Raw genomic sequence first — 13,813 nt, forward strand, 5'->3', positions numbered from 1 at the left:
GAATCCTAATACCTCGCGTATGCGTCACCGCGTTGCGCTGTCGGACCTTCTGAAGGCACAGCGTAAGTGCTCGCAGGTTGGGGTGAACCTTGAAGTCTCGTGATTTGTTCCGCATCGCCGCGTTGGCGACCGTATCCGTATTGGCGTGGCCACAGTCGACGTTCGCGCAATCAAGCTCTTCGCCGCAATCCGGGGCGCAGTCGTTGCCTCCCGTCGTCATAGCCTCGCCAGAGGCCCGCCGTCGCGCAGACGCGCCGCAGCGGCGGCAGGCAAGGCGTGCGACGCAGGCAGCGCAATCCACCAGACCGCCGCCGCAACGCGGCGTCGGCTTCGTCGAAAACCCGCGGGGCGCCATCCAGGGTTATGTCGCCGGCCGCTCGATGGCGGGCACCAAGACCAACACGCCGATCATGGAGACGCCGCAGTCGCTGTCGGTGATCGGCAGCGAACAGATTCGCGACCAGAAGCCCGGCAAGTTCGACGAGATCCTGCGTTACACACCAGGCGTCGTCGCCGGAACGTTCGGCGCTGATACCCGTAACGACTGGTTCCTGATCCGCGGCTTCAAGTCGGACGATATCGGCCTGTTCCTCGATGGGCTGCAGCTCTTCTACACGTCGTATGCGAGCTGGAAGCTGCAGCCGTTCAATCTCGCGCGCGTCGAAGTGCTGCGCGGTCCCTCTGCCGTGCTCTATGGTGGCTCCAGCCCGAGCGGTATCGTCAACGCGGTCAGCAAGATGCCTCCAACAGAGCCGATCCGCTATCTCGAGACTGGCGTCAACAATTTCGGCAACGCCTATCTATCTTTCGATTTTGGCGGCCCGGTTACGACGCAACCGGAGAACGGAAAACTGTTCTATCGTGTGGTCGGCCAAGTCCAGAACGGCGGCACGCAAGTCGACTTCACGCCCGACAATAACTATTTCATCGCACCGTCCGTCACCTACAAGCCGGATGCAGACACGACGTTCACCGTTCTGGCTTCGGCGTCGAAAACAGATACCCGCGGCATTAACTTCTTGCCCTATGTCGGAACGGTGGTCGATGCACCCTTTGGACGTATTCCGACAAAGCTGTTCGTCGGCGACCCCAGCGTCGATACGTTCCAGCGCGAACAGGAGATGATCGGCTATCAATTCGAACGCAACCTCTCCGACAGCGTCACATTCCGGCAGAATGCCCGCTACGCCCACGTTGACATCACCTATCGCGGCTTGGTCGGCAACAGCTATACCAACATCGCCACGGGCGACATTGGTCGCTATAATTGGTACGCGAAGAATACCGCCAACCAAGGCAATCTAGACAACCAGTTGGAGTATCGTTTCGACACCGGCCCCGTGCAGCACACAATGCTGTTCGGACTCGACCTGAAGAGCTATCGGATCGACGACTATCAGATCTTTGCCTTTGGCGGCGTGCCCTCGATCAACGTGTTCAATCCTGTTTACGGTGTCGGAGACATACCGTTCACGGGCGCGCCGTTCCGTAATTTCCTCCTGACCCAGAATCAACTCGGCACCTATATTCAGGACCAGATCAAGTTCGGCGGCTTCACGCTGGTGTTGAGCGGCCGCAATGATTGGGTATCGACCAGCCAAGGCGATCGCCCGACCGGCGCCACGCTGATCAACCGCGAGGACAGCAAGTTTAGCGGCCGTGCCGGCCTGATCTACAATTTCGCCAACGGCCTCGCGCCCTATGTCGCCTACGCGACCAGCTATAATCCGATCATCGGCGTCAACGCTTCAAACCAAATGTTCCTGCCGGAAACCGGCGAGCAGGCCGAGATCGGATTGAAGTTTCAGCCTAACGGCTTTAACGGCCATTTCAGCATTGCCGTATTCGATCTGAAGCGGCAAAACGTGCCGACGACAGTCCCGAACACCACGCCGATTCTTCAGAACCAGACCGGTGAGGTCACCTCGCGCGGCCTGGAGCTGGAGGCCGTAGCCAATCTCGCGCCTGGCCTGAAGATGGTTGGCGCGTTCACCAGCTACGATCTCTTTATCAGCAAGGACGCGAATCCGGCATTGCTCGGCCTGACGCCGACCAACACGCCACAGCAAGTTGGATCCGTCTGGGCTGACTACACCTTCCAGGAGGGACCGTTGAGGGGCTTTGGCTTTGGTGGCGGCGTGCGCTACGTCGGCAAGTCCTTCGCCAATGCCGCGAATACGCTTGTGGTTCCTTCGGTCGTGCTCGGTGACGCGACGATCCATTACGAATGGCAAAACTGGCGCGCGGCATTGAACGTTATCAATATCGCCGACAAGACTTACGTCGCCAGTTGCGCATCTGATACGTCCTGCTTCTACGGGGATCGGCGCCGCGTGACGGCGAGTCTCGCCTACAAGTGGTAACGCGTCGCAATCGGCAGCGACGCAGCGCTGAAGGCGAGGACGGTTCGTATCGACGCAAGTGTGGCTAAGCGGACCGCATCAGCTTCAGCGTAGCGGCCAGCCGCAGGCTGCGCTTTCCCGCGAGCGCAATGGCTTCGAGCTCGGCCCCCGCTTCGTCGCAGGTGCCGGTAAAACCGATGCCCACCTCGTGGCCGCCGAACACGGGGTTTTCGCCTATCGCCGGCGTATGCTCCTGATTGAGGATCTCGCCCTTCCAGCGGCCGTCGGCCGACGAGTAGGAACCGAGATAGTAGAAAAAGGCGTCGCCACCGAGAATGCGGCCGTCCAGCAGCAGCATGACGCCGGACAAGCCGGCCTTGATGCCGTCCAGCGCGCGGAGCTGAATGGAATAGAGCCCGTTGACAATGCCGCCGGGCCCGACGGTGCCGACCGGCGGCAGCGCTTCGTCGTCGAGCCGGGTCAACTCGGCCCAGAACAAGGCACCCGGCCGCGGCGCGGCGCTGCCTTCAAAACGAATCTTGTTTCCCTGCAGCCTGCCGCGCACGCTGATGGCGGCGACGTCGGTATCCATCAGCGGCTTGTAGTGGGGGTCGTCATTGTGGCGCTGGGTGATGACCTCGCCGATAATTTCCCCAGCAGTCTCCTGATAGGTGCCGAGATGGGCAAAGGCGGAATTACCGCCCAATAGCTTGCCATCGTGCATGCACATGATGCTGCGGCCGAACGCGTCGTCCACGCCGTACTCGACCTTGTAGAGCCCGTTCAGCAACGAAAATGTCCTGCAATATCGAATTCGTCTTGCGGCGGCTTAGCACCGTCGTCGGGCCGGAGCCAGCCGCGTTTTAACGCAGGTTCAATGCCGCTTGAAATACTGCACGGCGCGTTCATGCTTTTCCGCTGCCGCGCGTGATTTGAAGGTTCCAAGATTCCGGCGCTTGCCCGTTTTCGGATTGATTTTACGGGAATAGAGCCGGTATTCGCCCGATTGCAGTTTTCGGATCATGGCCAGCACCGCTCAGTTTGCGAGTCCCGTCCGCGATAATTGCGCCACGGGCCCTCTTGTTCCGATCCGGCTATTCGCGTTGTCTGGCCTTGCTATGCCGGGATCGCTAGGCCGGCATGGAACGAACGGGGGGATCACGTGCAGCATTTCTTCCTCTATCTCCTTGCACTCGGCGCCGGCGTCAGTGTCGCGACCCAGCAGGTGCTCAATGGCAGCCTGCGCACGGCGCTGGGCTCGCCCGCCTGGGCGGGGCTGATCAGCTATGCGGGCGGCCTCATCACGATGATCGTCGCGGTGACGGCGCTCGGCGAGCGCGTACCGTCCTGGAAAATCATGGCCGATGTGCCCGTGGTATGCGTGGTCCGGCGGCGTGTTCGGCGCTGCCTTCATCCTGCTGGCGATCCTGTTGTTGCCTTCGCTCGGCGCGGCGACGCTGTTTGCGCTGGTCATTGCCGGCCAGGTGCTCGCTGCGGTGACGCTCGACCATTTCGGCGCGTTCGGGCTGACGCCGCATCCCGTCAGCACCGCGCGGCTCGCAGGCGCAGTGCTGTTGATCGCCGGTGTCGTCCTGATCCGGGATTGAAATTCAGGGTTCGAGCCCGCTCTCACGCAAGGCTGGTGTGACGGCAGGCGACGCAAGAAATCGCAGCAGCCGGTCCGCTTCATCCGGCTTGTTGCTCGCTGACATGCGTCCGGCGGAAAACACCGCGGGCGTTTGCAGTTCGCGCGGAATGGGTCCAACCACCTCGATACCAGGCACCTGTTTCAATTCGCTGATCTGCTGAACGGCAAGATCGGCCTCGCCGGTCACAATCTTCTCAGCAGTAAAACCCTGCGGGATGATCTGCGCCCTCGCATTGACGTCGGAAGCAATGCCGAGTTGCTCGATCAACGTTGCAAACAGAATGCCGCTGGCGCCAAGCCGCGAATAAGCCACCGAGCGCGCGCCGAGTAGCGCTGCGCGCAACGCAGCCTCGGTCGCGATATCGGGATGGGCCGTCCCGGCCTTTACGGCGATGCCGACGAAGGAGCGGGCCAGGTCCACGCAAGTCTCCGCTACCAGCCGTCCCTCGCGCGCGACTTCGTCCAGCCCCTCGCGGGTCAGGATGACGACGTCCGCGGCCTCGCCCGCGCGCAGCCGTTCCAGCAGCGCCAATGTGGGCGCGAAATCGGCATCGATGCGTGCGCCGCCGGCTGCCTGATAACGGCCTGCCAGGCTGTGAACGGCGCCCTTCAACGCCAGCGTCGAAAGCATGCGCACGGTATCAGCCATCGGCCGCTACACCCGGCGCATCAGCTTGAGCACTGCGTTCATGCGAAGACTGCGCTTGCCGGCAAGCGCAGTCGCCTCCAACAGCGCGCCTTGCTCGTCGCAGGAGCCGGAAAAGCCGATGCCGACTTCATGGCCGCCGAAGATGGGGTTCTCACCCATGGCGGGCGTGTGCTCCTGATTGAGGATCTGGCCTTTCCAGCGACCGTTCTCCGAGCTGTACGTGCCGAGATAGTAGAAGGACGCGTCGCCGCCGAGGATGCGCCCGTCATTGAGCAGCATCACACCGGTCAGGCCGCCTTCGACGCCGTCGAGCAGGCGAATGTGGATGGAATAGAGGCCGTTGACGATGCCTCCCTCGCCGACGCTGCCGGCGATCGGGATGACCTCCTGCTCGATCGGCGTCATCACCGAACGAAACGCCACGCCGGGCAACTCCTTCAAGGCCCCTTCAAAGCGATAGAGCTCGCCGTCCGCCCTGCCCTTCGCCAGCAGCGTGGCATCGTCCGTGCCGGCCATCGCGCGGTAATTCGGGTCCGGGTTATGGCGCACGGTCTGGATCACGATGTCGACGCCGTCGTCACGTTTTTCGTAACTGCCGATATGGGCAAAGGCCGAATTGCCGCCCAGCATCTTGCCGCCGCGCGCATACATCACGCTGCGGCCGACCGCCGCGCCAAGCTGAAACCTGACTTTGTAAAATCCCTCAAACAATGCCGTGTCCCCGGCAAACCCGGCTCGATGTCTAGCGCGGTTCATAACGCAGGGAAACGGCCTTGAACCGACGTATTTGAATCAAGCTATCAAGACACCGTGTCATCAAAACGCAATGATCCGCCAAGGCGGTTTCGCCGTGGCGGATCAGCTTTGCACCCCGGGGCGCCCGCCGGGTCAAATCGTTAAGTCCCTTAGGCCGCGGCGGCCTTGGCGCCGGTCGGGACTTCCGCGATCGTCTTCAGGATCTGGGACGCGATCTGGTATGGGTCGCCCTGCGAGTTCGGGCGGCGGTCTTCCAGATAGCCCTTGTATCCGTTGTTGACGAAGGAGTGCGGCACGCGGATCGAAGCGCCGCGGTCCGCAACGCCGTAGCTGAACTTGTTCCAGGGCGCGGTCTCGTGCTTGCCGGTCAGGCGCTTGTCGTTGTCCGGCCCATAGACGGCAATGTGGTCCATGAGATTCTTCTCAAAGGCACCCATCAGCTTCTCGAAGTATTCCTTGCCGCCGACTTCGCGCATGTATTTGGTCGAGAAATTGGCGTGCATGCCCGAGCCGTTCCAGTCGGTATCGCCGAGCGGCTTGCAGTGGAATTCGATGTCGATGCCGTAGCTCTCGGTGAGGCGCAGCATCAGGTAGCGGGCCATCCACATCTGGTCGGCAGCGGTCTTGGAGCCCTTGCCGAAGATCTGGAATTCCCACTGGCCCTTCGCCACTTCGGCGTTGATGCCTTCGTGGTTGATGCCGGCGGCGAGGCAGAGGTTGAGATGCTCTTCCACGATCTTGCGGGCGACGTCGCCGACGTTCTTGTAGCCAACGCCGGTGTAGTACGGGCCCTGCGGACCCGGATAACCGTCCGAGGGGAAGCCGAGCGGACGGCCGTCCTTGTAGAAGAAATATTCCTGCTCGAAGCCGAACCAGGCGCCTTCATCGTCGAGGATGGTCGCGCGCTTGTTCGAGGGATGCGGGGTCTTGCCATCGGGCATCATGACTTCGCACATCACCAGCGCGCCGTTTTCACGCGCAGCATCCGGATAGACGGCGACCGGCTTCAGGACGCAATCGGAGCTATGGCCTTCGGCCTGCATGGTCGAGGAGCCATCGAAGCCCCACAGCGGAAGCTGTTCCAGCGTCGGGAACTTGTCGAATTCCTTGATCTGCGTTTTGCCGCGCAGACTCGGCGTCGGCGTATAGCCGTCGAGCCAAATATACTCGAGCTTGTACTTGGTCATTGAGCCTCTCTTGAGTTGCTATGAAATGCGGAAAAACCGAAGCCTTGAATTCTGGATTTTGACGCCCAGCCCCTGGAGGTCTTCCGCATACGTGTACCCGGCCACGTCAGGCCTCCCCTTTCTAAGCATTTAACGTGCCAATCGCTGCAGTGCGGCAATGGCCATCCACAGCGCGCGCCGGCGGCGGCCCAAAATAAAAGCTGCGACATAGGAGCGCGGCAGGCCCGCAAATCGGGCGGTCTGGCAGAAGGCTTGCGAGCCGAATCCAGCCTATTTATCCGGCATTTTCGGCTCACGACCGCTAGGCGCTTAAAGGTGCGGCATCCTTTTCAGGCTTCCGCGTCGGACGCCGGCCCGCCCGAGCAACCATCCCGTCGGCGTACGCGTTGGTCATGTGGCTACTGCCTCGCAGGAAGCAGCTCCAAAACTGCCTACAGAATAGACAAGACATGCCGCTCTCTTGGTCACTTGCACCTGCCCGGGGCACCAACAATATCGACTTACGTAACCAGTAGAGAATGAGTCGGGCGCACCATGAAGGCTCGCGCTTCGACAAATGGAGACTGAGTGATGAATCAGAGTTTGGATCACGGATCAGCCAAGATCTACCAATTCCCCGCCGGGGGCCGGGCGGCTCTCGGGGGGCGTCGCTATGGCGAGACCAAAGCCGTGACCGAGTTCGCTGCCCAGCCGGTCAACCTCGCGGACTGCAGCGATAGCTGGTACCACGCCGCGGCGATCGAGGATGCCAAGACAGAGCGGGACCATTGATGCCTGGGAGGTGTTTGGCAGCGATGCGCCGGGCAAACGAGGCGCGGACGGAGAACTGGAAAAGGGTCGGAACGAAACCGTTTCGGCCCTTTTTCATGTCTGCTCGCAGGTCGCGGTCCGCCGTCTGGCGTGCTTGAGCGTGGTGACGCCGGCTTTGGTGATCCTTAAGGTCACGCCCTTCCCCTGGTAACGCGACCCTGACAGGGTCCAACGCTTGGGCAGCGTCACCGCCTTGCCGTCGAGTTGCAGATGGGCACGCTTGTCGTATTGAAAAAATCCAACCGTGAACTGCGAGCCGTCGGCGCAACGATAATTCCGGAAGCTGGATTGCGCAGACGCCTGTGACGGCATGGTCGCAACCGCGGCGAGCCCCAGTGCCGCGCCGAAAATCGTGATGTTCCGCCAATTCATGCTTCGCCCTCTCGCGGGTTCAGTATAGACGAGACGTGGCCGAACGACACCGTCCCTTGTTCTCCGTCCGAACCCTTGCTGCATTGATGCCAGATTCCCCTGTCCGCCACCTCAACCTTGCCGGCGCCAGCAATTTCCGCGATCTCGGCGGCTATCCCACAAGCGACGGCCGGATCGTGCGCTGGCGGCAGATTTTTCGCTCCAACCATCTCGGCCATCTCACCGATGGTGATGTCTCCGTCCTGCGGGAGCTCGGCGTCCGCAGCGCATTCGACTTTCGCGGCACCGAGGAACGCACCGCCGCCCTGTGCGGCATGCCCGAAATATCAGTTCATTCGCTGCCGGTCGAACCGACGGTGGTTGCGGCGTTGCGTGCCATCGCAGCCGCCGGCACGCCGCTGTCGACGGACCACGCCGTCGAGGTGATGCGCGACTCCTACCGCAGCTATGTGCAGAAGAATACGCAGCACTTCCGGACCCTGTTTGCGCATCTCGTGGACGATCGCGCGCCGCTGGTGATCCATTGCACCGCCGGCAAGGACCGCACCGGCTTTGCCTGCGCGCTGATCCTGCATACGCTCGGTGTTTCCGAGGACGTCATCTCGGAAGACTACCTGCTGACCAACCGCTTCTACCGACGGGACCCCAATCACAGCACCGACCTGCCCGACGAGGTCAGGCAGGTGCTGGGCTCAGTGCAGGCCTCGTTCCTCGCCGCCGCCTTCGAGGCCATCGACGCCGACTACGGTGATCTCGAAACCTATCTCCGCGATGGTCTTGGTCTCGGCAAAGCCGAACGCGCCCATCTCGAAGCGCGCTATCTGCAGCGCTGATCTAATCAGGCGCAGCGCATGCGCGATCCTATCCGCTACGCGCAAGTCGTAAAGCAGATCGTGGCGGCCAGAAAGCTGCGTGCTTATCGGCTCAGGCGGCCGCTTCCATTTCCAGTTCGGCGTCGAGGTCGGCGATGACGTCCTCGAACGCCGAGATCGCCTGCTGGATCGCTGCGATCTGCATCAATTCCCAGCTCGAGACCGGACCGCTGCGATTCTGCAGCGCTACGACCAGGTCGCGCCGCTGCTCCTTAAGCTGAACAAGCGGTAAACCATGATCCGGCAAACCCATGACAAATCCCCTGCCTTTTTGTTGGAGTCCTGTTGTACCGAACGGATTCTGCAAACGGCTTACAGAACTCCGGCAAATTTTATCGATTTAGCTCCATCCCTTGGTCCTGCGTAGCTCGCTACCGCCAGCCAGCGCGGGCCGCGACAATTTGGGCTGGCGAGACTGACGGTCATGCAGAAATTCGCCGCATCGGGATTGAAAATCTCCTGATAAGGTGCGCTCCCCATCCGCATGCGGAGGCCCTTCATGGACGGAAAAGTCATTGTCGTGACGGGCGCGCTGGGTGCGCTCGGCCGGGTCGTCGTGGACGAAGCGCTGGCGCGGGGCGCCAGGATTGCGAGCGTCGATCATGCACCGACGCAAGTCCCGGCCACGGCGGATCTGTTTGAACTCGGCGGCGTCGACCTCACCGATGCGGCGGTAGCCAAAAAGGCGATCGACGCTGCCGCCGCCCATTTCGGCAAGCTCGACGCGCTGATCAACATCGCCGGCGGATTTGCCTTCGAGACGGTGGTGGAGGGCGATCCGAAGACGTGGCAACGGATGTACGCACTCAACGTCATGACCGCGCTCAACGCCTCGCGCGCGGCGATCCCGCACCTCGTCGCGTCGGAGGCCGGGCGCATCGTCAATATCGGCGCCATGGGCGCGCTGCAGGGGGGCGCCGGCATGGGCGCCTACGCTGCCTCCAAATCCGGCGTGCACCGCCTCACCGAGGCACTCGCTGCCGAACTCAAGGGCAAGGTTACAGTCAACGCCGTGCTGCCGTCGATTATCGACACCGAGGCCAACCGCGCCAGCATGCCGAAAGCCGATTTCACCAAATGGGTGACGCCGAAGGAACTGGCCGACGTAATTCTGTTCCTCGCCAGCGACGCCGCGAGCGCCGTCACCGGCGCGCTGCTGCCGGTGAACGGGAGGGTTTAGCCCGCCACCTCCACCAGCTTTCGCAGCACCGCCCTGAAGCGGATGCTGCGCTTGCCGGCGAGCGCGGTGGCTTCGCCTTCCGCACCGTCGCGGTCGTAGGTGCCGGAAAAGCCGATGCCGACTTCATGCCCGGCGAACACCGGCCGCTCGCCCTTGGCCGGGGTATGCTCGCGGTTGACGAGTTCGCCCTTCCATTTGCCGTTAGCCGCCGTGTACGCCCCGACATAGTCGAAGAATGCGTCGCCGCCCCTGATGCGTCCGTCCTGCAGCATCATGACGCCGGTGTTGCCGGCATCGATGCCGTCGAGCATGCGGATGTGGATGGAATAGAGTCCGTTACCGATCCCGTCAGGGCCGACCGCACCGGGTGGCGGCGCGTCGGCATCGTCGATGGGAGTCAAAACAGTTGTGAAATGGACGCCGGGCAAGGCCACGCTGCCGCCCTCAAAATGAAACTCCTCGCCGCGGGGCACGCCTGTGAAGTTCATCACGGCATGTTCAACGTCGAACATCGGGACATATTTGGGATCGTGATAATGCCGCGACATCGTAACCTCGCAGGAGACAATGCCATCGGCTTCGGTGAAGTGGCCGACAAAGGAAGAGCCGGAATCGCCGCCGTACAGCCCGCCGCCGGACGCCGCAAACATCACGCCGCTGCCCGTGCCGCGCGCCGTGGTGAAGCGGAATTTGTATAGCCCTTGCAACACGCCTACTCGCTGTGGGAGCGGCAAATGCCTGTGGCCCGCGAACGATCGATTCGCAAGTTCCCTCAAATTGCCGCTAGCCTTGTCCCCGCTCCGACAATAGCGCTGAGGTGCCTTCCGATCAAACGCTTAGCCGGAATTCAGCTAAAGTCGGCATATTGAGTCGCGGCCGTCTGCGCCGCCGGAGCCCGCCTTGGAAACCGCGCTTTATCTTCCCGTCAAACGCTTCCTCGAAAAGCTCGGCTTCACCGTCAAGGGCGAGGTCGGCGGCTGCGACCTGGTCGCGCTGAACGGTGACGATCCGCCGATCGTGGTGATCGGCGAACTGAAGCTTTCCTTCAACCTGGAACTGATCCTGCAGGCGGTCGATCGCGCCGGCGCGGCCGACGAGGTCTGGCTTGCGGCTAAACTATCGGCCCGCGGCAAGGGCCGCGAAAGCGACGCACGGTATCGCAATCTCTGCCGCCGGCTTGGCTTCGGCATGCTCGCCGTCACCAACACCGGCGATGTCGAGGTGCTCGTCAAGCCGCCGACATCTGCGCCCCGCCGCGATCCCAAAAAGCGCTCGCGGCTGATCGCGGAGCACCAGAAACGCAAAGGCGATCCCGTCATGGGCGGATCGACGCGCGCGCCGATCATGACGGCGTACCGCCAGCAGGCGCTGGCCTGCGCCTCCGCGCTGTCGGGCGGGCCACGGCGGGTCAGGGATTTGCGGGCGGCGATTCCCGATGCCGGCAAAATCCTCTTGCACAACGTTTATGGCTGGTTCGATCGTGCGGAGCGCGGCATCTACGTGCTGACGGATGCCGGCCATGCCGCGCTGAAGCGCTGGCCGCAACAGCCGATGGATCTGGCTGCCGCCGGCAGTCCCCCGCCATGATGGCAGGAACGGTAAAGAACCGAACCGCACGACGCTACCGGACTTGAGAGATTGTCGACGCATGGCTGTATTGCCACGCGAAATTCATATTGCAATGCAACATTAGGGCACCTAGGTATCTCCGCAATCAAATGCGAGGCCCCTATGAGCGAAGACTGGAACACGAAATACGGCACACGACGCGTCCGGCGGGATCCGCCGACGCTGGAGGAGGCAATCTTCGCCGCGGTTGGAATCACCGACGATCAGCAGCAGCAGGCCGAAATCGCCGCCGCACTGATGGGCCTGCCCTACGAGGAAGTGCTGGCTGAAGTGAAGAAGACCGGCCGCGCCCTGGCGCGATCGGCCACCCGTGTCATCGCGGGCGAGCAAGGCGCGCAGCGTTCGGTCGTGGTCGAGCGCCGCGTCGTCAGGCGCTTCGGCAACGACAAGCGCACCGGCACCTGATAGCCTGCGAGGTCCCCGAACTGCCCAAGCCTCTATCGTCCGAGGCTTTGGGCAGTTCGCAGAATCAAACCTGCGAACCGCCTAAGAGGCGCCCCATTCGGACGGGGCCGTCCCGGCCATGCGAAGCAGCATTCGCCGATAAGCGCGGTTGAAAGCTAGGGCTGCCCGCGTCGCATTCAGCACGCTCTCGATCCAGGACATCGCAAGTTCGGCCTGATCGTACTTCGTCAGATCGATCGTGCCGGTGGATTCGCCGTGACGGAAGACAAGTTGCGCGCCGAACTTGCTGGCGAGCGCGCGCATCGCCTCGTTCTGCGCGCCGGTGGTGATCCGCAGGCTCTTGTAGCCCTTGGTCCGCGCCACCGCGATCAGCTTGCGGAACAGGATGCTGCCGACGCCACGACGGCGTACGGACGCCTCGACGCTGAAGGCGATCTCGGGAAGCGAATCCGGTGACTGGTCCGGCGGATGCAGCTCCGCCGCTCCCCGAACCACGCCGTTTTCAAAGAAGGCGATGATGGTCGTGCCGTCATTGGCGCATTTCTCGGCGTAGCGCTCGATGAAGCTGTCGTCCATGAAGCCGTGGAAACGGTCGCGGCGGCTGGCGCGGTCGAGTCGCAGCAGGTGATCGCGCAATAGCGGCAGTTCTTCCTGCTGGCTCAGCGTGCGCACGCTGCTATCGGCAAGCGCAGCCGCAATAACGGTGAGGTACATAGTCCAAAACTCCTCTGAGAAAACCCTCGAGGAGGCGTCGAATCCCTAGACCAGCTATATTGTGCGCCGCAGCATCAAGTTCAAGACCGGATTGCGCCGTATACTGCCTTAAATAACGGCAGCATTTGCAGGGGTTTAGCCGGCGCATCATTAACTAATTGTTAAGACTCTTCGCGCGGCGCAAAGTGGGCACGGAGCTTGCTTATTTTTGGATACGCCAACCCCAGGCAACACACCCGAACGGTTCGTGGAGGCCGATTGTGGCGGTCGTGCTCGACACCAGTTCTTGCCTTCCGGAGCGCCGGCTTGCGGTCTGGCAGGACATCGTGTGCGACACCTTCGTCGGGCTCGACTGCAAATCGGACATGCGCGGCGCGTTCTGGGGCTCGGTGTCGCAATCCAGGATCGGGCAAATCGCGCTCACGCAGGTCGATTCCACAGCACAGCGGGTATTCCGCACGCCGTCGCGAATAGCCCGCGCCAGCGAGGATTTTGTGTTGATGGCGCTGGGCAACAACGGCGTGAACGGCGTGTTCCAGGACGGCCGCGAGGCTGTCGTCTCCGCGGGACAATTCGTCATTTACGACACCACCCGCCCCTACGAGCTGCGCTTCGACGACAGCTTTTCGCAGACGATCTTCCAGATGCCGCGCAAACTGCTGCAACAGCGCGTCGGCTCGTTCGATGGTTTGACCGCGACGACGTTTGCAGGCGATCGTCCGCTCGACCGGCTGACATATGATTTCGCGCGCAATGTCAGCAAGACGATCGAGCTGGTCGGTCCCGCAGCCGCAACCCGCCTGCTCGACCAGGCGCTCGACCTGCTGGCGATGACGCTCGCCGAAAGGCTGCACGCGCGCTTGCCGGATCAGTCGGTGCATCGGTCCGCGCTGCTCTATCGCCTCAAGAACCACATCCTGACGCATCTTTTCGATCACGAACTATCGCTGCCGCGCGCTGCAGCGGCGGTCGGAATCTCGCCGCGTTACGCCAGCGATCTGATGGCGGACGAACAGACTTCGTTCCGAGGCTACGTGCAGGCGCAACGGCTGGAGCGCTGCAAGCGTGATCTTGCCGACCCCGCCCACCAGGCCCGGCACATCGGCGAGATCGCCTTCGCATGGGGCTTCAACGACCTCGCCCATTTCAGCCGCATCTTCAAGCAGCGGTTCGGCGTCTCGCCGCGCGAATGGCGCGAGCAGCCGGGCAAATAACGCCTTCCGCGCCGCCTCTCCTTTTCGTGCGCCAC

General features: G+C 62.3%; 16 protein-coding genes and 1 pseudogene. 8 read left to right on the forward strand and 9 right to left on the reverse strand.

What is annotated here, in order from left to right:
- The first annotated feature begins 104 nt into the window (after positions 1 to 104).
- Positions 105 to 2,363, forward strand: a complete 2,259-nt coding sequence (locus LMTR13_RS22055) for a TonB-dependent siderophore receptor (RefSeq protein WP_065729660.1) — start codon at positions 105 to 107, stop codon at positions 2,361 to 2,363.
- Between the two features lie 64 nt (positions 2,364 to 2,427).
- Here LMTR13_RS22055 and LMTR13_RS22060 read toward each other — a convergent pair whose 3' ends face one another.
- A complete protein-coding gene (locus LMTR13_RS22060; protein ID WP_065729661.1) occupies positions 2,428 to 3,132 on the reverse strand; it encodes a GrlR family regulatory protein in 705 nt (234 codons plus the stop codon).
- Positions 3,133 to 3,216: 84 nt separating this feature from the next.
- Positions 3,217 to 3,375 carry a hypothetical protein gene (locus LMTR13_RS40930; protein WP_171579585.1) on the reverse strand — a complete coding sequence of 53 codons (159 nt, stop codon included), beginning with the start codon at positions 3,373 to 3,375 and terminating at the stop codon, positions 3,217 to 3,219.
- 129 nt (positions 3,376 to 3,504) lie between these two features.
- Here LMTR13_RS40930 and LMTR13_RS22065 point away from each other — a divergent pair.
- A pseudogene (locus LMTR13_RS22065) lies at positions 3,505 to 3,949 on the forward strand (DMT family transporter).
- 3 nt (positions 3,950 to 3,952) lie between these two features.
- Here LMTR13_RS22065 and LMTR13_RS22070 read toward each other — a convergent pair.
- The 3 genes from LMTR13_RS22070 to LMTR13_RS22080 all read right to left on the reverse strand — a co-directional run bounded on the left by LMTR13_RS22070 (position 3,953) and on the right by LMTR13_RS22080 (position 6,582).
- Positions 3,953 to 4,639, reverse strand: a complete 687-nt coding sequence (locus LMTR13_RS22070) for a substrate-binding domain-containing protein (RefSeq protein ID WP_065729662.1) — start codon at positions 4,637 to 4,639, stop codon at positions 3,953 to 3,955.
- 6 nt (positions 4,640 to 4,645) lie between these two features.
- Entirely contained in the window at positions 4,646 to 5,350 is a 705-nt protein-coding gene (locus LMTR13_RS22075) for a GrlR family regulatory protein (protein ID WP_065729663.1), read from the reverse strand.
- Between the two features lie 194 nt (positions 5,351 to 5,544).
- Complete coding sequence (locus LMTR13_RS22080; protein ID WP_065729664.1) at positions 5,545 to 6,582, reverse strand: glutamine synthetase beta-grasp domain-containing protein; 1,038 nt, start codon at positions 6,580 to 6,582, stop codon at positions 5,545 to 5,547.
- Positions 6,583 to 7,152: 570 nt separating this feature from the next.
- Here LMTR13_RS22080 and LMTR13_RS22085 point away from each other — a divergent pair.
- Positions 7,153 to 7,353, forward strand: a complete 201-nt coding sequence (locus LMTR13_RS22085) for a DUF2735 domain-containing protein (RefSeq protein WP_156795721.1) — start codon at positions 7,153 to 7,155, stop codon at positions 7,351 to 7,353.
- 93 nt (positions 7,354 to 7,446) lie between these two features.
- Here the strand turns inward: LMTR13_RS22085 and LMTR13_RS22090 are convergent, their stop codons facing one another.
- Positions 7,447 to 7,764 carry an MliC family protein gene (locus LMTR13_RS22090; protein WP_065729666.1) on the reverse strand — a complete coding sequence of 106 codons (318 nt, stop codon included), beginning with the start codon at positions 7,762 to 7,764 and terminating at the stop codon, positions 7,447 to 7,449.
- A gap of 86 nt (positions 7,765 to 7,850) precedes the next feature.
- Here LMTR13_RS22090 and LMTR13_RS22095 point away from each other — a divergent pair, with 86 nt between their 5' ends.
- Positions 7,851 to 8,597 carry a tyrosine-protein phosphatase gene (locus LMTR13_RS22095; RefSeq protein WP_065729667.1) on the forward strand — a complete coding sequence of 249 codons (747 nt, stop codon included), beginning with the start codon at positions 7,851 to 7,853 and terminating at the stop codon, positions 8,595 to 8,597.
- A gap of 91 nt (positions 8,598 to 8,688) precedes the next feature.
- Here LMTR13_RS22095 and LMTR13_RS22100 read toward each other — a convergent pair whose 3' ends face one another.
- Complete coding sequence (locus LMTR13_RS22100; protein WP_028346392.1) at positions 8,689 to 8,889, reverse strand: hypothetical protein; 201 nt, start codon at positions 8,887 to 8,889, stop codon at positions 8,689 to 8,691.
- 246 nt (positions 8,890 to 9,135) lie between these two features.
- Between LMTR13_RS22100 and fabG the strand changes: the two genes are divergently transcribed.
- Entirely contained in the window at positions 9,136 to 9,816 is a 681-nt protein-coding gene (gene fabG / locus LMTR13_RS22105) for a 3-oxoacyl-ACP reductase FabG (RefSeq protein ID WP_065732884.1), read from the forward strand.
- Here the strand turns inward: fabG and LMTR13_RS22110 are convergent.
- A complete protein-coding gene (locus LMTR13_RS22110) occupies positions 9,813 to 10,526 on the reverse strand; it encodes a hypothetical protein (RefSeq protein WP_065729668.1) in 714 nt (237 codons plus the stop codon). The two genes, fabG and LMTR13_RS22110, sit on opposite strands and share 4 nt — an antisense overlap.
- 190 nt (positions 10,527 to 10,716) lie before the next feature.
- Here LMTR13_RS22110 and LMTR13_RS22115 point away from each other — a divergent pair, with 190 nt between their 5' ends.
- Both LMTR13_RS22115 and LMTR13_RS22120 read left to right on the forward strand, forming a co-directional pair.
- A complete protein-coding gene (locus LMTR13_RS22115; RefSeq protein WP_065729669.1) occupies positions 10,717 to 11,403 on the forward strand; it encodes a DUF2161 domain-containing phosphodiesterase in 687 nt (228 codons plus the stop codon).
- A gap of 144 nt (positions 11,404 to 11,547) precedes the next feature.
- Positions 11,548 to 11,850: a hypothetical protein gene (locus tag LMTR13_RS22120; protein WP_028346396.1), complete on the forward strand. Its 303-nt coding sequence runs from the start codon at positions 11,548 to 11,550 to the stop codon at positions 11,848 to 11,850.
- An 81-nt stretch (positions 11,851 to 11,931) separates the two neighbouring features.
- Here LMTR13_RS22120 and LMTR13_RS22125 read toward each other — a convergent pair whose 3' ends face one another.
- A complete protein-coding gene (locus LMTR13_RS22125; protein ID WP_065729670.1) occupies positions 11,932 to 12,564 on the reverse strand; it encodes a GNAT family N-acetyltransferase in 633 nt (210 codons plus the stop codon).
- 260 nt (positions 12,565 to 12,824) lie between these two features.
- Here LMTR13_RS22125 and LMTR13_RS22130 point away from each other — a divergent pair, with 260 nt between their 5' ends.
- Complete coding sequence (locus LMTR13_RS22130) at positions 12,825 to 13,778, forward strand: AraC-like ligand-binding domain-containing protein (RefSeq protein WP_065729671.1); 954 nt, start codon at positions 12,825 to 12,827, stop codon at positions 13,776 to 13,778.
- The last annotated feature ends 35 nt before the right edge of the window (positions 13,779 to 13,813 follow it).

It is taken from the genome of Bradyrhizobium icense (genome assembly GCF_001693385.1).
GTDB classification, from domain to species: Bacteria; Pseudomonadota; Alphaproteobacteria; order Rhizobiales; family Xanthobacteraceae; genus Bradyrhizobium; species Bradyrhizobium icense.

Bases quoted from the DNA above. Each gene is read 5' to 3' on its own strand.
- fabG (WP_065732884.1), top strand. From the start codon at position 9,136: ATGGACGGAAAAGTCATTGTCGTGACGGGCGCGCTGGGTGCGCTCGGC.
- LMTR13_RS22125 (WP_065729670.1), bottom strand. From the start codon at position 12,564: ATGTACCTCACCGTTATTGCGGCTGCGCTTGCCGATAGCAGCGTGCGC.
- LMTR13_RS22070 (WP_065729662.1), bottom strand. From the start codon at position 4,639: ATGGCTGATACCGTGCGCATGCTTTCGACGCTGGCGTTGAAGGGCGCC.
- LMTR13_RS22100 (WP_028346392.1), bottom strand. From the start codon at position 8,889: ATGGGTTTGCCGGATCATGGTTTACCGCTTGTTCAGCTTAAGGAGCAG.
- LMTR13_RS22095 (WP_065729667.1), top strand. From the start codon at position 7,851: ATGCCAGATTCCCCTGTCCGCCACCTCAACCTTGCCGGCGCCAGCAAT.
- LMTR13_RS22085 (WP_156795721.1), top strand. From the start codon at position 7,153: ATGAATCAGAGTTTGGATCACGGATCAGCCAAGATCTACCAATTCCCC.
- LMTR13_RS22120 (WP_028346396.1), top strand. From the start codon at position 11,548: ATGAGCGAAGACTGGAACACGAAATACGGCACACGACGCGTCCGGCGG.
- LMTR13_RS22080 (WP_065729664.1), bottom strand. From the start codon at position 6,582: ATGACCAAGTACAAGCTCGAGTATATTTGGCTCGACGGCTATACGCCG.
- LMTR13_RS22090 (WP_065729666.1), bottom strand. From the start codon at position 7,764: ATGAATTGGCGGAACATCACGATTTTCGGCGCGGCACTGGGGCTCGCC.